The sequence below is a fragment of the Ancylobacter koreensis genome, from assembly GCF_023016525.1.
Taxonomy (GTDB): domain Bacteria; phylum Pseudomonadota; class Alphaproteobacteria; order Rhizobiales; family Xanthobacteraceae; genus Ancylobacter; species Ancylobacter koreensis.
Genome location: NZ_JALKCG010000002.1, coordinates 410,632 through 428,674, shown reverse-complemented (window position 1 = coordinate 428,674; position 18,043 = coordinate 410,632). Strand labels below are relative to the sequence as shown.

Sequence of the window (18,043 nt, the reverse complement as noted above, 5' to 3'; positions counted from 1 at the left end):
CCATGCGAAGCACGGTCGATTGCAATGAGCTGGTCGCGGCCATCGGCGAGGCGGTCGTCGTCTCCGATACCAAGGGCCGCATCACGCTGTGGAACGCGGCCGCCGAACGCATGTTCGGCTTCGCCGAGGACGAGGCCCTGGGCCAGTCGCTCGACCTGATCATCCCCGAACGCCAGCGCCGGCGTCACTGGGAAGGTTACGACGAGACGATGCGCTCCGGGCAGACGAAGTACGGCACGCAATTGCTGCGCGTGCCGGCGCTGCACAAGGAAGGGCGGACGCTGTCGATCGCGTTCACGGTCGCCCTCCTGAAGGACGAGACGGGCGCCGCGCGGGAGATCGTCGCGGTGATCCGGGACGAGACAGTCCGCTGGGCCGAAGAGCGCGATCTGCGCCGACGCCTTGCGGAGTGTGAAGCCAGGGTGGACGAAAAGAAGTCGTGAAGCTTTCCGAAGTCGATCACACGAAATCAGTCACCACCTGGGAGTTGCCTGCTGTCCCACAGGGGCCGGGCATGGGGAGAAGTAAGGCCGTCATCCAAGAGGGATGAGGGTTCTCTTTCCGGCGGCAGGGTGAGCCTCCGTCGGGATGTCAACGCTGATAAGGAAACCGACCGAGATGTCTAAGCCGCTCGAAGGTATTAAGATCATCGACTTCACGCACGTCCAGGCGGGTCCCGCCTGCACGCAGCTCCTCGCCTGGTTCGGCGCCGACGTGATCAAGGTCGAGCGCCCCGGCGCGGGCGACGTCACGCGCTCGCAGCTGCGCCACGTGAAGGACGCGGACGCGCTCTACTTCACCATGCTGAACTCCAACAAGCGCTCTCTCACGCTCGACACCAAGACTCCGCAGGGCAAGGAAGTCCTGACGAAGCTCATCAAGGAGTCGGACGTCATGGTCGAGAATTTCGGCCCCGGCGCACTCGACCGCATGGGCTTCACCTGGGAGCACATCCAGGAGCTCAACCCGGGCATGATCCTCGCCTCGGTGAAGGGCTTCTCGGAAGGCCACGCCTATGAGGACCTGAAGGTCTACGAGAACGTCGCGCAGTGCGCGGGCGGCGCCGCCTCCACCACCGGCTTCTGGGATGGCCCGCCGACCGTGTCGGCCGCCGCTCTCGGCGACTCCAACACCGGCATGCACCTCGCCATCGGCATCCTCACGGCGCTGCACCAGAAGATCAAGACCGGCAAGGGCCAGAAGGTCGCCGTGTCCATGCAGGACTCGGTGCTCAACCTCTGCCGCGTCAAGCTGCGCGACCAGCAGCGCCTCGACGCTCTCGGCTACCTCGAAGAGTATCCGCAGTACCCGCACGGCGAGTTCTCGGACGTGGTGCCGCGCGGCGGCAACGCAGGCGGCGGCGGCCAGCCGGGCTGGGTGCTGAAGTGCAAGGGCTGGGAGACCGACCCGAACGCCTACATCTACTTCACCATCCAGGGCCACGCCTGGGCGCCGATCTGCAAGGCGCTGGGCAAGCCGGAGTGGATCGACGATCCGGCCTACAACACCGCCGAGGCCCGTCAGGACAAGATCTTCGACATCTTCGCCTTCATCGAGTCCTGGCTCGCCGACAAGACGAAGTTTGAGGCCATCGACATCCTGCGCAAGTTCGACATCCCCTGCGCCCCGGTGCTGTCGATGAAGGAAATCGCCAACGACCCGTCGCTGCGCAAGAGCGGCACCGTGGTCGAGGTCGATCACCCCAAGCTCGGCAAGTACCTGACCGTTGGCTCGCCGATCAAGTTCTCGGACGTGCAGGTGGAAGTCACCGCCTCGCCGCTGCTCGGCCAGCACACCAACGAAGTGCTCGCCGACCTCGGCTACTCCCAGGAAGAGATCTCGGCCCTGCACGACGCCAAGGCCGTCTGATCACGGCCGTCTGATCACCGACACGAGCGGGGCGGCCTCGCGCCGCCCCGAAGCTCCCCGGAAACGGGGAGCGCACCAATCGGCCTCCACCCGCCGCGCGCGCCCTGCGCCGGCCGGCTGGACGGCCCCCGAGCCTCCCGGAGCGGAACGAAGGGTCTTCCCGACGTTCGGTTCCTCCTAGGCGACTGGCGCCGGCGCCCCGGAGAGCGGGACGCCGGCAATTTTTTGCCTGCATGAAGGGCGTCATCCCGAAATGGCCGTCAGGCCCTGTCCGGGATCGCGTGACGGCAAGTGACCTTATCTGCGCGCGATCCCGGCTCGGCGCTACGCATGGCCGGAATGGCGGCTCGGCGCTGCCTACCGCCCCGAATACTGCGTCGTCAGCCGCCGCGCCGCCTCGCGCACGCGCGCACCGAGATCGGCGATGCGCTCGGGCGGCATGCGCACGGTCGGCGCCGAGACCGAGATCGCGCCCACCGGCTCGCGCCACTCATCCAGCACCGCCGCCGCCACGCAGCGCATGCCGGGCGTGTGTTCCTCGTCGTCGATGGAGAAGCCGCGCTCGGCGATCTGGGCGAGGTCGGCCTGCAAGGCGCGCCGGCTCACATGGGTGTGCTCGGTGAAGCGCTGGAGCTGGTCGCCGCCGAGCCAGGCGCGCCGCGCCTCCGGGTTCATCGCCGCAAGGATCGCCTTGCCGCCGCCCGAGGCGTGGATCGGCAGGTCGCCGCCGATGCGGAAGAAGGCGCGCACCGCCGCGTGGCTTTCCACCTGCGCGACGCAGATGAGGTGCGGCCCCTCGATCAGCGAGAGGTTCACCGTCTCGTTGACCCCGTGCGACAGCTCGCGCAGCAGCGAGCGGGCGATCTCCGGCAGCTTGCGGATGCGCAGATAGGCCGAGCCGACGCGGAACAGGCCGATGCCGACCATCCACTGGCCGGTCGCCGCGTCGTGGCCGACGAGCCCACGCCGCTCCAGCGTGGTCAGCAGGCGGTGCACGGTGGAGGTCGGCAGCTCGGCTGCGCGCGCCACCTCGCTCAGCGTCAGCCCGTCGGACTGCGCCAGCACTTCCAAGAGCGCGATGGCGCGGTCGAGCGACTGCACCTCGCCCCCGCTCTCCGTCCCGCTGGTGGAGGACGGGCGGCCGCGGCGGCGCACGGTCGACGGAACGGCCTGGTTCATCCGCAAACACCTCCGAAAGTCCGGCAACGGGGCCCTGCCCGATCCCCGCGCGGGGCGCGCGGCGGGCACGGTCCGATCCTGGGCCACCATCCGGCCACGCGCCGTTCGAGCATAAAGGCGCATTCGCCACTTTTTCGCAAATCAGAAATATATCCCATATTGCGGAAATCCGGGCGACGTGGCATGTTTTCCGCGATTTCGGAAATTCATTCCGCATCGCGGAAAGAATATTGCCGCTCTGCAGCATGGCGCCCGGCCTCGATGCCGGGGCGCCGCCGGCGCGAGAGGCCACCGGAACCGGAGATTTTGAATCACGTTCGAAGGCCGGTGCCGGGCGCCGCCACCCTGCCACCGCAGGGAGCGCCCCCGCCGGCAACGACGCCAGGAGGAAGTCCCATGGCCAAGATGCGTGCCGTCGATGCGGCGATCCGGGTTCTCGAAAAGGAAGGCGTCACCACCGCCTTCGGCGTGCCCGGCGCCGCGATCAATCCGCTCTATTCCGCAATGCGCGCCTACGGCAAGACGCGCCATGTGCTCGCCCGCCACGTCGAGGCCGCCTCGCACATGGCCGAGGGCTACACCCGCGCCAAGGCCGGCAATATCGGCGTGTGCATCGGTACCTCCGGCCCGGCCGGCACCGACATGATCACCGGCCTCTATTCGGCCGCCGCCGATTCGATCCCGATCCTGTGCATCACCGGCCAGGCGCCGCGCGCGCGCCTCTACAAGGAAGACTTCCAGGCGGTGGACATCGAGTCGATCGCCAAGCCGGTCGCCAAGTGGGCCGTCATGGTGCGCGAGCCCGCGCTGGTGCCGATGGTGTTCCAGCAGGCGTTCCACGTCATGCGCTCGGGCCGCCCCGGCCCGGTGCTGATCGACCTGCCGATCGACGTGCAGCTGGCCGAGATCGAGTTCGACGAGGACACCTACGCCCCGCTCGAAGTCTACAAGCCCAAGGCCACCCGCAAGCAGGCGGAGAAGGCCATCGCCATGCTGAACGAGGCCGAGCGCCCGCTCCTCGTCTCCGGCGGCGGCATCATCAACGCCGACGCCTCCGACAAGCTGGTCGAGTTCGCCGAGCTGACCGGCGTGCCGGTCATCCCGACCCTGATGGGTTGGGGCACCATTCCCGACGACCACGACCTGATGGCCGGCATGTGCGGCCTGCAGACCTCGCACCGCTACGGCAATGCGAACATGCTGGCCTCGGACTTCGTGTTCGGCATCGGCAACCGCTGGGCCAACCGCCACACCGGCTCGGTCGAGGTCTACACCAAAGGCCGCAAGTTCGTTCACGTCGACATCGAGCCGACCCAGATCGGCCGCGTCTTCGGCCCGGATCTCGGCATCGTCTCGGACGCCGGCGCCGCCCTCGACCTCTTCATCGAGGTGGCGAAGGAATACAAGGCGGCCGGCAAGCTCAAGGATCGCTCGGCCTGGGCGAAGGAATGCCTCGACCGCAAGAAGACCATGCTGCGCAAGACGCATTTCGACAACGTGCCGCTCAAGCCGCAGCGCGTCTATGAGGAGATGAACGAGGCCTTCGGGCGCGACACCCGCTACGTCTCGACCATCGGCCTCAGCCAGATCGCCGGCGCGCAGATGCTGCACGTCTACAAGCCGCGCAACTGGATCAATTGCGGCCAGGCCGGCCCGCTCGGCTGGACCCTGCCGGCGGCGCTCGGCGTGCGCGCGGCGGACCCGGATGCGGAGATCGTCGCGCTGTCGGGCGACTACGACTTCCAGTTCCTCATCGAGGAGCTGGCGGTCGGCGCCCAGCACAAGCTGCCCTACATCCATGTGGTCGTGAACAACTCCTATCTCGGCCTGATCCGTCAGGCCCAGCGCGGCTTCAACATGGACTTCGAGGTCTCGCTGGCCTTCGACAACATCAATGCCGACGAGAATGCCGGCTATGGCGTCGACCATGTGGCGGTCGCCGAGGGCCTGGGCTGCAAGGCGGTGCGCGTCTCCTCGCCGAACGAGTTCAAGGACGCCTTCGTCAAGGCCAAGGCGCTGATGAAGGAGCATCAGGTCCCGGTCGTGATGGAGTTCATCCTGGAGCGCGTCACCAACATCGCCATGGGCACCGAGATCGACGCGGTGAACGAGTTCGAAGAAGTGCTCGACCTTCCGCTGGAAGACGCCGCCAAGGCGTGATCCGGCCCAGCGCCGGGCGGACGCCCCGCCCGCGCTGTCTTGCCTTCGACGGACGCCTTGTGCTTCCGCCGTGCGCGCATTCATGCCATCGACGGCGAATGCGCCCATAAAGCGAACGGCACGCCGCCACCCGGCGCGTGCCGGAGCCCCAGAAACTCTTCCTGCCTAGGAGCGGTCCATGCCCCGTTTTGCCGCCAATCTCACCATGCTGTTCAACGAGGTGCCCTTCCTCGATCGTTTCGAGAAGGCCGCCGCCGCCGGCTTCACCGGCGTGGAATACCTCTTCCCCTATGACTTCCCGGTCGAAGAGCTGGTCGCCAGGCTGAAGGCCAACAACCTCAGCCAGGTCTTGCACAATCTGCCCGCCGGCAACTGGGGCGGCGGCGAGCGCGGCATCGCCATCCTGCCCGAGCGCGTGGACGAGTTCCGCGCCGGCGTCGACAAGGCGATTGAGTACGCGACCGCGCTCGGCTGCCCGCAGGTCAACATCCTCGCCGGCATCGTGCCCGCCGGCGCCGACCGCGAAGTGCTGCACAACACCTTCGTCAACAACCTGAAGTTCGCCGCGCCGAAGATCAAGGACGCCGGGCTCAAGCTGCTGATCGAGCCGATCAACACCCGCGACATCCCCGGCTTCTTCCTGAACTACACGAAGCAGGCCAAGGCGATCATCGAGGAAGTCGGCTCCGACAACCTCTTCATCCAGTACGACATCTACCACATGCAGATCATGGAGGGCGATCTCGCCCGCACCATCGAGGCGAACCTCGCCCAGATCGCGCATGTCCAGCTCGCCGACAATCCCGGCCGCAACGAGCCCGGCACCGGCGAGATCAACTACGAGTTCCTGTTCCGCTACCTCGACTCCATCGGCTATGCCGGCTGGGTCGGGTGCGAGTACAAGCCCAAGGGCGACACGGCGGCCGGGCTCGGCTGGATGAAGGCGCTCACCGGCGCGGCGTGAGGCGGCTCCGGTCAAGAAACGAAATTCCGTCTGGGAAAACGAGGAAAAGACGATGGCGAAGGTTGGATTTGTCGGTCTCGGCATCATGGGCGCGCCCATGGCCGGTCATCTCATCGACGCGGGCCACACGCTCTATCTGTACGACGTGAAGCCGGTTCCGGCCGAGCTGACGGGCAAGGGCGGCGTCGCCTGCGCGAGCGGCACGGAAGTGGCGAAGAACGCCGACATCATCATCACCATGGTGCCGGACACCCCGCATGTGAACGCCGCGCTGTTCGGCGAGAACGGGATTGCGGCGGGCCTCTCCGCGGGCAAGATCGTCGTCGACATGTCGTCGATCGCGCCGGTGGAGACCAAGGAGTTCGCGAAGAAGATCAATGATCTTGGCTGCGACTATCTCGACGCGCCGGTCTCCGGCGGCGAGGTCGGGGCCAAGGCGGCCTCGCTCACCATCATGGTCGGCGGCCCCGAGGGCGCGTTCGAGACGGTGAAGCCGCTCTTCGAGAAGATGGGCAAGAACATCACCCTCGTCGGCGGCAATGGCGACGGGCAGACCACCAAGGTGGCGAACCAGATCATCGTGGCGCTGACCATCCAGGCGGTGGGCGAAGCGCTGCTGTTCGCCTCCAAGGCGGGCGCGGACCCGGCCAAGGTGCGCCAGGCGCTGATGGGCGGCTTCGCCAATTCGCGCATCCTCGAAGTCCATGGCGAGCGCATGGTAAAGCGCACCTTCAACCCGGGCTTCCGCATCGAGCTGCACCAGAAGGACCTGAACCTGGCGCTCAACGGCGCCCGCCAGCTCCAGATGGCGCTGCCGGCTACCGCGCTGGCGCAGCAGCTTTTCTCGGCCTGCGCGGCCAATGGCGGCGCCGCGTGGGACCACTCGGCCCTCGTCAAGGCGCTGGAAATGCTCGCAAATCACACCGTCGCGCCGGATGCGTGAGATTAACTGAATTCATAATTCAGAACGACCTTCGGGGGCGCCAGTGCGCCCCCGAACTGTTTCTGGCGAGTTAAGTAAGCATTGCTGCCCCGGTAGTGGAAACCCGCTGCCGGGGCAGTCTTTTGAGCAGTCACGCAGACAATTGTTCTGCCCTATACACCGTGGACAAGCCGGCATTTGCCGAAGTAATCTATCGGACACGTCGCAAACACGCCCCGCAAGGCAACGCGAAGCGGCAAAACATGCGCGACGTTTTATCACGCCCGTGCCTTCGCTCTTGACTGGGGCCGCACTGTCCCTAATCATGGCATACAAAATACCAAACCGGGCACCGCGGGGGTTAGCCCGGACGCAGGAGGGAATCCCATGAAGGTCTGCATCTATGGTGCCGGCGCCATCGGCGGTTATGTCGGCGTTCAGCTCAAGCGGGCGGGCGTCGACGTGAGCCTGGTCGCTCGCGGCGCCCATCTCGAGGCCATGAAGCAGAATGGCCTCAAGCTGCTCATCGACGGCGAGGAGCGCGTCGAGCACATTCCGTGCTCCGACAACCCGGCCGATCTCGGCCCGCAGGATTACGTCATCGTCGCGCTGAAGGGCCATTCGGTGCCGGGCGTCGTCGACGCCATGCAGCCGCTGCTCGGCAACGACACCGCCGTCGTCACCGCCGTGAACGGCGTGCCCTATTGGTACTACTACAAGCACGGCGACCAGCTCGAAGGCCGCACGCTGGAGAGCGTCGATCCCGGCGGCAAGCAGTGGAAGGGCCTGCGCCCCGAGCGCGCCATCGGCTGCATCGTCTACCCGGCGACCGAAGTCGTGGCGCCCGGCGTCATCCAGCACGTCTATGGCGACAAGTTCCCCATCGGCGAGCCCTCCGGCGAGATCACCGAGCGCGTCACCAAGCTATCCGAGGCCTTCGCCGCCGGCGGCCTGCGCGCCCCGGTGCTGCCGAACATCCGCGACGAGCTGTGGCTGAAGCTGTGGGGCAACCTCTGCTTCAACCCGATCAGCGCGCTGACCCACGCCACCCTCGACACCATCGCCTCCGATCCCGGCACCCGTGCCGTGGCCAAGGCGATGATGCTGGAGGCGCAGGAAATCGCGGTGCAGTCCGGCGTGAACTTCCGCGTCGGCGTCGAGCGCCGCATCGATGGCGCCGGCGCGGTGGGCGCGCACAAGACCTCCATGCTGCAGGACCTTGAGCGGTCGCGCGCCATGGAGATCGACCCGCTCGTCACCGTGGTCCAGGAAATGGGCCGCCTCGCCGGCATCCCGACCCCGACCATCGACATCGTGCTCGCCCTGGTCCGCCAGCGCGCGCAGATCGCCGGCTGCTACAACTGAGCCGACGACACATGGCACACTGGGTTCGTTTCCAGCGCTCGGGCGCTGCCGGCTTCGGCACGCTTGAGGGCGATATCATCACCGTCCACACCGGCGACATGTTCGACGGGGCCCAGCCGACCGGGGAGCGCATCGCGCTCTCCGAGGTCGCGCTGCGCACCCCGACCGAGCCGACCAAGATCATCGCCCTGTGGAACAACTTCCACGCCCTCGCCGCGAAGATCAACTCGCCGGTGCCGGCCGATCCGCTCTATCTGCTCAAGGCCGGCTCCTGCCTCACCACCCCCGGCGCCACCGTGCGCCGGCCGCCCTCCTATGACGGCAAGGTGGTCTATGAGGGCGAGCTCGGCATCGTCATCGGGAAGAAAGCGACCGGTGTTTCCGAAGAGGAAGCCAGCGGCTACATCTTCGGCTACACCTGCGTGAACGACATCACGGCGGCGGACATCATCAACAAGGACGCCACCTTCGCGCAGTGGGTGCGGGCCAAGAGCTTCGACGGCTTCGGCCCGTTCGGCCCGGTGGTGGCGACCGACGTCGACCCCGCCACTCTGGTCGTGCGCACCGTGCTCAACGGCGACGAGCGCCAGCGCTACCCGATCAGCGACATGGTGTTCTCGGCCCCGCAGCTCGTCAGCCGCATCTCGCACGACATGACGCTCAATCCGGGCGACGTGATCTGCTGCGGCACGTCGATCGGCGTCGGCACCATGAAGGCCCCGACCAACACGGTGGAAATCGTGATCGAGGGTATCGGGACGCTCACCAACACTTTCGTGCAGTAGCGGCATAACGCGCCTGCGTTTTGGTGCAGTAGCGTCTTGGCGCGGTAGCGCCTATAGGGAAATAGGATACGCCAATCGACGGGGGAGCCGTGCGGGCTCTCCCGGCCGGCCGGTTGTGGAGGAGCCGATCTAATGAATATCCATGAGTATCAGGCCAAGGGAGTGCTCCGCGAATACGGGGTCCCGGTGCCGAACGGCGTTGCGATCACCGACGCCAGCGAGGCCGATGCGGCGGCCGCCAAGGTCGCGGGCCCGGTCTGGGTGGTGAAGAGCCAGATCCATGCCGGCGGGCGCGGCAAGGGCAAGTTCAAGGAAGCCGATGCGGGCGAGAAGGGCGGCGTGCGCGTCGTCAAGTCCGCCGCCGACGCGGCCGCGAACGCCAGGCAGATTCTCGGCAAGACGCTGGTGACGATCCAGACCGGCCCGGCCGGCAAGCAGGTCAACCGCGTCTACATCGAGGAAGGCTCCGACATCGACAAGGAGTTCTACCTCTCCGCGCTGATCGACCGCGCCACCTCGCGCGTCTCCTTCGTGGTCTCCACGGAAGGCGGCATGGACATCGAGGAAGTCGCGCATTCCACCCCTGAGAAGATCCTTACCTTCTCCGTCGACCCGGCCACCGGCGTGATGCCCCATCACGGCCGCACCGTCGCCAAGGCGCTGAACCTCTCCGGCGACCTCGCCAAGCAGGCGGGCGCGCTCGTCGAGAAGCTCTATGCCGCCTTCGTCGGCAAGGACATGGCGATGCTCGAGGTGAACCCCCTCGTCATCACCAAGGGCGGCGAGCTCAAGTGCCTCGACGCCAAGGTCTCCTTCGATTCGAACTCGCTCTACCGCCACCCCGACGTGCTGGCGCTGCGCGACGAGACCGAGGAGGACGCCAAGGAGATCGAGGCGTCCAAATACGATCTCGCCTATATCGCGCTCGACGGCACCATCGGCTGCATGGTGAACGGCGCGGGCCTGGCCATGGCCACGCTCGACATCATCAAGCTCTATGGCGAAAGCCCGGCCAACTTCCTCGACGTCGGCGGCGGCGCCACGGAGGAGAAGGTGACGGCGGCGTTCAAGATCATCACCTCCGACCCGAGCGTGAAGGGCATCCTCGTCAACATCTTCGGCGGCATCATGAAGTGCGACGTCATCGCGCGCGGCGTGATCGCGGCGGTGAAGACGGTCGGCCTCAAGGTTCCGCTGGTGGTGCGCCTCGAAGGCACCAATGTCGAGGAAGGCAAGCAGATCATCCGCGACTCCGGGCTGAACGTCATCCCGGCGGACGATCTCGACGACGCCGCCCAGAAGATCGTCAAGGCTGTGCAGGGAGCCGCCTGATGTCCATCCTCATCGACAGCAACACCAAGATCATCACCCAGGGCTTCACCGGCAAGAACGGCACCTTCCACTCCGAGCAGGCGCTGGCCTATGGCTCGAAGGTGGTCGGCGGCACCTCGCCGGGCAAGGGCGGCGCCACCCATCTCGGCCTGCCGGTGTTCGACACCGTGGCCGAGGCCAAGGAGAAGACCGGCGCCGACGCCTCGGTCATCTATGTGCCGCCTCCGGGCGCGGCCGACGCCATCTGCGAGGCGATCGCGGCGGAAATCCCGCTCATCGTCTGCATCACCGAGGGCATCCCGGTGCTCGACATGGTGAAGGTGCGCCGCGCGCTGGACGGCTCGAAGTCCCGCCTCGTCGGCCCGAACTGCCCCGGCATCGTCACCGCCGGCGAATCGAAGATCGGCATCATGCCGGCCAACATCTTCAAGAGGGGTTCGGTCGGCGTCGTCTCGCGCTCGGGCACGCTGACCTATGAGGCGGTGTTCCAAACCTCGCAGGAGGGCCTCGGCCAGACCACCGCCGTCGGCATCGGCGGCGATCCGGTCAAGGGCACCGAGTTCATCGACGTGCTGGAGCTGTTCCTGGCCGACGACGCCACCGAGTCGATCGTCATGATCGGCGAGATCGGCGGCTCGGCCGAGGAAGAAGCGGCGCAGTTCCTCAAGGACGAGGCCAAGCGCGGCCGCAAGAAGCCGATGGTGGGCTTCATCGCCGGCCGCACCGCCCCTCCCGGCCGCCGCATGGGCCATGCCGGCGCCATCATCTCCGGCGGCAAGGGCGGCGCCGAGGACAAGATCGCGGCGATGGAAGAGGCCGGCATCGTGGTCTCGCCCTCGCCCGCGCGCCTCGGCAAGACGCTGATCGACGTGCTCAACAAGCGCGCCGCGGCCTGATCGACAGTCCGGCGGTCCTCCGGCCGCCCCGAAACGAACGAACCCCGCGCCGGCGACGGCGCGGGGTTTTTCATTTCAGGCAGGTGCTCCGGCAACCGGATTGCCGAGCCAGACGCCGCCACAGCCGGGACGCGCTTCGGGCGGGGTAGCGATCAAACGGGTGGCGCTCAGACCGGGTAGCACTCAGACCGGGTAGCACTCGGGCGGCAGCGCCGCGCCCTCCTCATTGCCGAGCGTCTCGGCGATCAGGATCGTCATCCACGCGTGGCAGACGATGAGCACCGGCAGCAGGGGGAACACGGACTGGAACATGGGGATCTCCGATCCTTCATTTGCTGCATCGCAGCGTAATGAATGTATCGGGTATGTGGTATACCTAATGCCAGACATCACCCCTGCACGCCGCGCATGCCGTACCTAAGGTCAAGCGGGCGCCCGACGGATCGGTACTGCCGGTCAACCGGGCGTGTGGCCAAAGACGCCGCCTTCTGCCGATGATAATGCCTCCCCTGCTCCGCATGGGCATACCCCGCGTGCCGGCGGCGAAACGGCTCCCCCCAAGCCCGTGCCACGACGCGCCGCCGGTCGATGACCGGAGAGCCGACGATGCAAAGATGCGATGGAACGAACAGGAGGGTGCGCCGCGCCCCGCCCGCGTCATGCCGGGATGACCTAGCGGGATGGTGCGGCGCCGATCAGCCGCCACAAGCGGAGTTGTCAGGTAATGGAGATCGTCCGGCTAAGATGCGCGGCCCCGGCCGGCACTGCCCGCCGCGCGACTCCACCGGCCGCTACTGCTGCGGCGGCGGAGGCTGCAGGCCCCAGGCGGTATAGGCCTGACGGAACACCTGATCGCCCGCCTCGCCCTTCTCCAGCACCAGGATGGCGCGGCGGCCATTCTCGAACACCACCGGCAGGTCGAGCCAGTTGCGGGTGATCAGGAAGCCGAGATTGCGCTGCACATCGGCGTCGAGCGAGGAAAGGCCGATCAGGAAATAGCTCGGCGCCACCCGCACGGCGAGACCGACCAGCGGCGCGCCCTGCGCGGCTTCGGAGGCCTTGGCCCGCATGCCCGGCACGCTGGAGACGTTGCCGAGGTCGAAATTGGGCGGCAGCTTGAACTGCACCTCGATGATGTGCGAGGCCGGCACGCTGGCGTCCTGGTTGCGGCGGATGGTCAGCGTCGCCCCGATGTCGCGCGCGGGGATCGAGATATCGGCGCGGATACCGACATCCGGCGCCTGGCCGTTGCCGGCGGGCGTGGTCTCGGTGCTCCAAACCACCGTGCCGACATATTGCTGCAGGCCCTGCTCGCCGCCGCCGGGGCTTTCTTCGAACAGCGCCGCGCGCTGGGCGACATTGATGCCGCCGCTGGGCGCATTGGCGCTGCCCGACGGCGCGGGCGCGGCCGGCCGCGAGGTGTCGGGCGCCTGCGCGATGCGGTCGGTGGATTTGGGCGCATCCGCGCGCACCGGCCCCGCCGGCGCAGGCGCCGCCGGCTGGTCGGGCGACGAGGCGCCACCGCCGATCAGCGCCACGATGGTCGCGCGCTGCGTATACCCCACCGCCGCCGCCGCGATCAGCAGCAGCAGGAAAAACAGGATGCCGATCAGGCGGCCCCGGCCGCTGCGGGCGGGCGGCGGTGCCTGATCGGGCACGGTCTCGTCGATCTCGCTGTCGGCCACCTCGGCGCCACCCTCGTCGAGGGCGGGCGCGCTCTCGCGGGCGCGCACCATGCGGGCGGCCTCGCTGCGCCAGTCATGCGCGCTGGCGGCGATCTGCGCGGGGTCGAGGCCGGCGGCCACCGCCTCGCTCTCGCTGGGCGAAAAGTCGCCGGGCCGCGCGGCCGGCTCGGCGGCCGGCGCGGCGGGAGGCGCGGGAGGTGGCGGAGGAGGAGCCGGAGGCGCGGGCGGCGGCACCACGGGGGCCGACAGCGGCGCGGCGAAATCCGCCTCGACGCGGATGATCGCGTCCTCCAGCGCCTGGCGCTCGCGCTGGACCTCCGATTCGGCCAGCGGCGGATCCACTGCCCGCAGCTGCGCCAGCAACGCGCGCCGCGCCCGCTCATAGACGGCCTTGCGCGCCTCCCCGGTCTTCTCGGGAAGGCTGCCAACGGCACGGGCGATGAGCGGGAAATAGTCGGCCATGGGTCCGGTCAGCGGAAGGAGTTCAGGGGGTTATCACGATTCGAAAGGGTTCTGGACGAGGATCGTATCGTCGCGCTCGGGGCTGGTGGAGAGCAACGCGACGGGGCAGCCGATCAGTTCCTCGATCCGGCGCACATATTTCACCGCCTCGGCCGGCAGATCGGCCCAGGAGCGCGCACCGGCGGTGGATTCGCTCCACCCCTCGATGGTCTCGTAGATCGGCTCGACATGGGCCTGCGCGTCCTGCCCGGCGGGAAGATAGTCGATTTCCTTGTCGCCGAGGCGGTAGCGCGTGCACACTTTCAGTTCGTCGAAGCCGTCCAGCACATCGAGCTTGGTCAGCGCGATGCCGTTGATGCCCGAGGTGCGCACGGTCTGCCGCACCAGCGTGGCGTCGAACCAGCCGCAGCGGCGCGGACGGCCGGTGACGGTGCCGAATTCATGGCCGCGCTCGCCGATGCGCCGGCCGATCTCGTCATGCAGCTCGGTCGGGAACGGCCCCTCGCCCACGCGCGTCGTATAGGCCTTGGTGATGCCGAGCACGTAGCCGACCGCGCCCGGGCCGAGGCCGGAACCGGTCGCCGCCTGCGCCGCCACCGTGTTGGACGAGGTGACGAAGGGATAGGTGCCGTGATCGACGTCGAGCAGCGCGCCCTGCGCGCCCTCGAACAGGATCTTCGAGCCGTGCCGGCGCTCGTCGTCGAGCAGCGACCAGACGCGGTCCATATAGGGCAGCACCCTCGGCGCGATCTCCAAGAGCTCGGCGCGGAGCTGGCCGGCATCGACCGCGTCGATGCCGAGGCCACGGCGCAGCGCGTTGTGGTGCGCCAGCAGCCGCTCGATCTTGGCGTCGAGCGTGTCGGGAAAGGCGAGGTCCATCAGGCGGATGGCGCGCCGGCCGACCTTGTCCTCATAGGCCGGGCCGATGCCGCGCTTGGTGGTGCCGATCTTGGTGCCGGCGCTGGCGTTCTCGCGGATGGCGTCGAGCTCGCGGTGCAGCGGCAGGATGAGGGTGACGTTCTCGGCGACGCGCAGGCGCTCGGGCGTCACCTCGATGCCCTGCGCGCGGATGCGGCCGATCTCGTCGACCAGCGCCCACGGGTCCAGCACCACGCCATTGCCAATCACGGAAAGGCGCGCGCCGCGCACGAGGCCGGACGGCAGCAGCGAGAGCTTGTAGGTGGTGTTGCCCACCACGAGGGTATGGCCGGCATTGTGCCCGCCCTGGAAGCGGACGACGACGTCCGCCTGCTCGCTGAGCCAATCGACGATCTTGCCCTTACCCTCGTCGCCCCACTGGGAACCGACGACGACCACATTCGCCACGAGCCACGCTCCTGATTGCAGGGCGGCAGCACGAAAACCGCCGCGCCCGCCGCACAGACAAAACCCCGGCGAACAATCCGGCCGGGGCTGCATCGTCTTAAGGGATGACACCGGGACAGGCAAGAACGCACGGGGACGCGGGCGCGGGCGCACAGGCGCGCGTCGACGCAGGGGTTCGCGGGCCGCGTCGCGGGGGGTCGCGGGGGTCGCGGGGGTCGCGGGCACAGCCGACAGCACGCTATTGCACGCGCGCAAGCCACTCGCCGTTGCATCGGGCGCGCCACCGCCCGACTTTGGCGGTGCGGCGCAATCGGCGCCGCGAGGAACTCTCATGAACACGCCCGTCAGCGCCCCGCCTCCCGCCGCCTCCGACCTCCAGCCTGCTCCCCCGCGCCCCACCGGCCTCGGCATGGGTGCGGTGCGCCTGCGGGTGCGCGATGCGGCGCGCTCGGTCGCCTTCTACACCCAGACCATCGGCCTCGGCCTTCTCCAGCGCGGCACGGACGGCATCGTGCGCCTCGGCGTCGGCCAGCGGGTCATCGTCGAGCTGGAAGAAGCGCGCGAGGCCCGCCCGCGCCCGCGCGGCTCGGCCGGCCTTTTCCATGTCGCCATTCTGGTGCCGGACCGTCCGGCGCTCGCCGTGGTGCTGCGCCGCCTGATCGCGCAGGGCATACGGCTCGGCGCCTCCGACCATATCGTCAGCGAGGCGCTCTATCTCGACGATCCCGACGGCAACGGCATCGAGATCTACCGCGACCGGCCTGCCGCGAGCTGGAAATGGGCCGGCGGCACGGTCGAGATGGCGACGAACGGGCTGGACCTTCGCGATGTGCTCGCCGACCTGCCGGCCGGTGCCCCGGCCGAGCAGCCCATGCCGGCCGGCACCCGCGTCGGCCATGTGCATCTCCAGGTCGGCGACCTCGCCATCGCGCGCCGCTTCTATGTCGACACGCTCGGCCTCGACGTGACCACCGACCGCTATCCCGGCGCCCTGTTCGTCAGCGCCGACGGCTATCATCACCATCTCGGGCTCAATGTCTGGCAGAGCCGGGGCGCCGGCGCGGCGTCGGCCGACTCCATCGGGCTGGTGCATTTCGAGCTGCTGCTGCCCGACGCGGCGGCGGTGGAAGCGCTGCGCGCGCGCCTCACGGCGGCCGGCGAGAGCGTGGTGCCGGTGGAAGGCGGCTTTGCGGTGGCCGATCCCTGGGGAATACGCTTGCATGTTCTTGCGGAAGGCTAGCGCCGGCAGCCGATCAGTTAATTTCATGGCCCGGGCTGCTGCCCCGGCGGCGCGAATGCTCTAGACATTCGCACGCCAACAGGCTGCGCCCGGTGCCGCTTATGTTCCGCCGACTGCTCGACGCCCCCTATCTCCTGCTCACGCTGGTGCCGCTGTTCTGGGCCGGCAACATTGTGCTCGGGCGCCACATTGCCGGCCATGTGCCCCCCGCCACCCTCGCCTGGCTGCGCTGGGTGCTGGCGGTGGCGATCCTCCTGCCCTTCGCCTTGCGCGCCATGCGGGCGGACTGGCCGCTGATGCGCCGGCACTGGAAGCTGATCGCCGTGCTGGCGCTCACCGGCATCACCCTGTTCAACACCATGCAGTACCACGCGCTGGAGTTCACCCCGGCGCTCAACGTGCTGCTGATCCAGTCGATCGGCCCGCTGCTGATCGCCTTCTGGTCCTTCGTGCTGAACGGCGAGCGGCTCTCCACCGGGCAGGCGGGCGGCATCTGCCTGTCGCTGCTCGGCGTGCTCGTCATCATCTGCCGGGGCGACCCGGCCGTGCTGGTGAACATCGAGTTCAACCGGGGCGACCTGTGGATGATCGCGGCGATGATCGTCTACGGCATCTACTCGTCGCTGCTGGCGCGGCGGCCCGCCTTCTCGCAGCTCGGCTTCCTCGGCTTTACCCTCGGCCTCGGCGCGCTGCTGCTCACCCCGCTCTTCGTCGCCGAGCGCCTGGTGAGCCCGCCGCTCGTCTTCGATGCGCAGGCGCTGGCCGCCATCGCCTATGTCGCGGTGTTCCCCTCGGTGCTGGCCTATCTGTTCTTCAATCGGGGCGTCCAGCTCGTCGGGCCGAACCGGGCCGCGCCGTTCTTCCACCTGATGCCGGTGTTCGGCTCGGCGCTCGCGATTCTCTTCCTCGGCGAGCGCCCGCATCTCTACCACGCGGCCGGCTACGCGCTGGTGCTCGGCGGCGTGGTCATCGCCACGCTGTGGGCGCCGAAGACGGGACGCCCACGCGAGGTCAGCCGAGTTCGAAGCTCGTGACGCCGTAGAGCCGGGCGAGGTCGACCGGCCGGATGGGCCCGGTATACATGCGGGCGGTCTCGAACACCGGGGCGAGCCCGTGCCGGCGCGCCAGAGCGAGCGCTGCCCCATTGGGCTCGGGCACGTCGAGCACCACCGCCGCCGCGCCCGCCGCCGCCCGCAGCGCGCGGAACAGGCCGTCCGCCGCCGCCTCGTCCTGCGCGACCAGCGGGCCGATCTTCCAGCCCTCGCGGGCGGGCCGGACGACACCCCAGCCGGCAAGCGCGCCATCGCGCAGCAAGGCGCGCCCGACATGACCCGGCGCGCCGAGCCATGCCTTCAGGAAGGCCGTGCGGGGAGCGGGAAACACCGCCGCGTCGCTCGCCTCGACGTCGGCGAAGGCCAGCGCGGCGAGATCGACCGTCTCCCCCATGTCCCCTTCGGGCGGCGTGCCGGAAAAGCGGATGTTGCGATAGGCGAGGCGGAAGCCCTGGCCGGCATAGTTCGCCTGCTGCGCCAGCACCCCGTCGAGCCCGACGGTGCGCCCGCCGGCATGGGCGAGCCCCGCCTGCCACAGCGCGAAGCCGATGCCGCGCCCGCGCAGCTCCGGGCGCACGATGTAGAAGCCGAGAAAAGCGAAGCGCACATCGTAGTTCACGACCGAGATCACCGCCGCCGGCGCGCCGTCGACTTCGGCGACGAGAAAGCCGCCCGGATCGACCGTGGCGAAGCAGGCGGCGTCGGCGAGGCCGGGATTCCAGCCCTCGGCGGCTGCCCAGTCGACGGCAAGCTGGATTTCCGCCGCATTAAGCGCGCGAATGCTTGTATCGGCCCTCATTCATCCC

General features: G+C 68.4%; 16 protein-coding genes. 11 read left to right on the top strand and 5 right to left on the bottom strand.

Annotated features, from left to right (window positions below):
* The first annotated feature begins 2 nt into the window (after positions 1-2).
* Positions 3-443 carry a PAS domain S-box protein gene (locus MWN33_RS09085; RefSeq protein ID WP_247200164.1) on the top strand — a complete coding sequence of 147 codons (441 nt, stop codon included), beginning with the start codon at positions 3-5 and terminating at the stop codon, positions 441-443.
* 175 nt (positions 444-618) lie between these two features.
* Positions 619-1,869: a formyl-CoA transferase gene (gene frc, locus MWN33_RS09080; protein ID WP_247200163.1), complete on the top strand. Its 1,251-nt coding sequence runs from the start codon at positions 619-621 to the stop codon at positions 1,867-1,869.
* Positions 1,870-2,226: 357 nt separating this feature from the next.
* On the opposite strand, the gene MWN33_RS09075 is transcribed toward frc, so the two are convergent.
* Positions 2,227-3,048 (bottom strand): IclR family transcriptional regulator, encoded by an 822-nt coding sequence (locus MWN33_RS09075; protein WP_247200162.1) that lies wholly within the window; start codon positions 3,046-3,048, stop codon positions 2,227-2,229.
* A gap of 396 nt (positions 3,049-3,444) precedes the next feature.
* Between MWN33_RS09075 and gcl the strand changes: the two genes are divergently transcribed.
* The 7 genes from gcl to sucD all read left to right on the top strand — a co-directional run bounded on the left by gcl (position 3,445) and on the right by sucD (position 11,472).
* The gene (gene gcl / locus MWN33_RS09070; RefSeq protein ID WP_247200161.1) at positions 3,445-5,208 is read left to right on the top strand and encodes a glyoxylate carboligase; all 1,764 of its coding nucleotides are present in this window, start codon (positions 3,445-3,447) and stop codon (positions 5,206-5,208) included.
* A 178-nt stretch (positions 5,209-5,386) separates the two neighbouring features.
* On the top strand, positions 5,387-6,172 hold the full coding sequence (gene hyi, locus MWN33_RS09065) for a hydroxypyruvate isomerase (protein WP_247200160.1): 786 nt from the start codon (positions 5,387-5,389) through the stop codon (positions 6,170-6,172).
* 52 nt (positions 6,173-6,224) lie between these two features.
* Positions 6,225-7,115 carry a 2-hydroxy-3-oxopropionate reductase gene (locus MWN33_RS09060; protein WP_247200159.1) on the top strand — a complete coding sequence of 297 codons (891 nt, stop codon included), beginning with the start codon at positions 6,225-6,227 and terminating at the stop codon, positions 7,113-7,115.
* 366 nt (positions 7,116-7,481) lie between these two features.
* Complete coding sequence (locus MWN33_RS09055) at positions 7,482-8,459, top strand: 2-dehydropantoate 2-reductase (protein WP_247200158.1); 978 nt, start codon at positions 7,482-7,484, stop codon at positions 8,457-8,459.
* A gap of 11 nt (positions 8,460-8,470) precedes the next feature.
* A complete protein-coding gene (locus tag MWN33_RS09050) occupies positions 8,471-9,244 on the top strand; it encodes a fumarylacetoacetate hydrolase family protein (RefSeq protein WP_247200157.1) in 774 nt (257 codons plus the stop codon).
* A 132-nt stretch (positions 9,245-9,376) separates the two neighbouring features.
* Positions 9,377-10,576, top strand: a complete 1,200-nt coding sequence (sucC, locus tag MWN33_RS09045; RefSeq protein WP_247200156.1) for an ADP-forming succinate--CoA ligase subunit beta — start codon at positions 9,377-9,379, stop codon at positions 10,574-10,576.
* Entirely contained in the window at positions 10,576-11,472 is an 897-nt protein-coding gene (gene sucD, locus MWN33_RS09040) for a succinate--CoA ligase subunit alpha (RefSeq protein WP_247200155.1), read from the top strand. Before sucC ends, sucD begins: the two co-directional genes overlap by 1 nt.
* 183 nt (positions 11,473-11,655) lie before the next feature.
* Here the strand turns inward: sucD and MWN33_RS19060 are convergent, their stop codons facing one another.
* The 3 genes from MWN33_RS19060 to MWN33_RS09030 form a co-directional block, all read right to left on the bottom strand.
* The gene (locus tag MWN33_RS19060) at positions 11,656-11,784 is read right to left on the bottom strand and encodes a hypothetical protein (RefSeq protein ID WP_281493692.1); all 129 of its coding nucleotides are present in this window, start codon (positions 11,782-11,784) and stop codon (positions 11,656-11,658) included.
* Positions 11,785-12,263: 479 nt separating this feature from the next.
* A complete protein-coding gene (locus MWN33_RS09035; RefSeq protein ID WP_247200154.1) occupies positions 12,264-13,619 on the bottom strand; it encodes a hypothetical protein in 1,356 nt (451 codons plus the stop codon).
* A gap of 33 nt (positions 13,620-13,652) precedes the next feature.
* Complete coding sequence (locus tag MWN33_RS09030; RefSeq protein WP_247200153.1) at positions 13,653-14,945, bottom strand: adenylosuccinate synthase; 1,293 nt, start codon at positions 14,943-14,945, stop codon at positions 13,653-13,655.
* A 331-nt stretch (positions 14,946-15,276) separates the two neighbouring features.
* Here MWN33_RS09030 and MWN33_RS09025 point away from each other — a divergent pair, with 331 nt between their 5' ends.
* Both MWN33_RS09025 and MWN33_RS09020 read left to right on the top strand, forming a co-directional pair.
* Positions 15,277-16,185 (top strand): VOC family protein, encoded by a 909-nt coding sequence (locus MWN33_RS09025; RefSeq protein WP_247200152.1) that lies wholly within the window; start codon positions 15,277-15,279, stop codon positions 16,183-16,185.
* Between the two features lie 101 nt (positions 16,186-16,286).
* Positions 16,287-17,219: a DMT family transporter gene (locus MWN33_RS09020; protein ID WP_247200151.1), complete on the top strand. Its 933-nt coding sequence runs from the start codon at positions 16,287-16,289 to the stop codon at positions 17,217-17,219.
* Here MWN33_RS09020 and MWN33_RS09015 read toward each other — a convergent pair.
* Positions 17,197-18,036: a GNAT family N-acetyltransferase gene (locus MWN33_RS09015; protein ID WP_247200150.1), complete on the bottom strand. Its 840-nt coding sequence runs from the start codon at positions 18,034-18,036 to the stop codon at positions 17,197-17,199. The genes MWN33_RS09020 and MWN33_RS09015 overlap by 23 nt on opposite strands.
* Between the last annotated feature and the right edge of the window lie 7 nt (positions 18,037-18,043).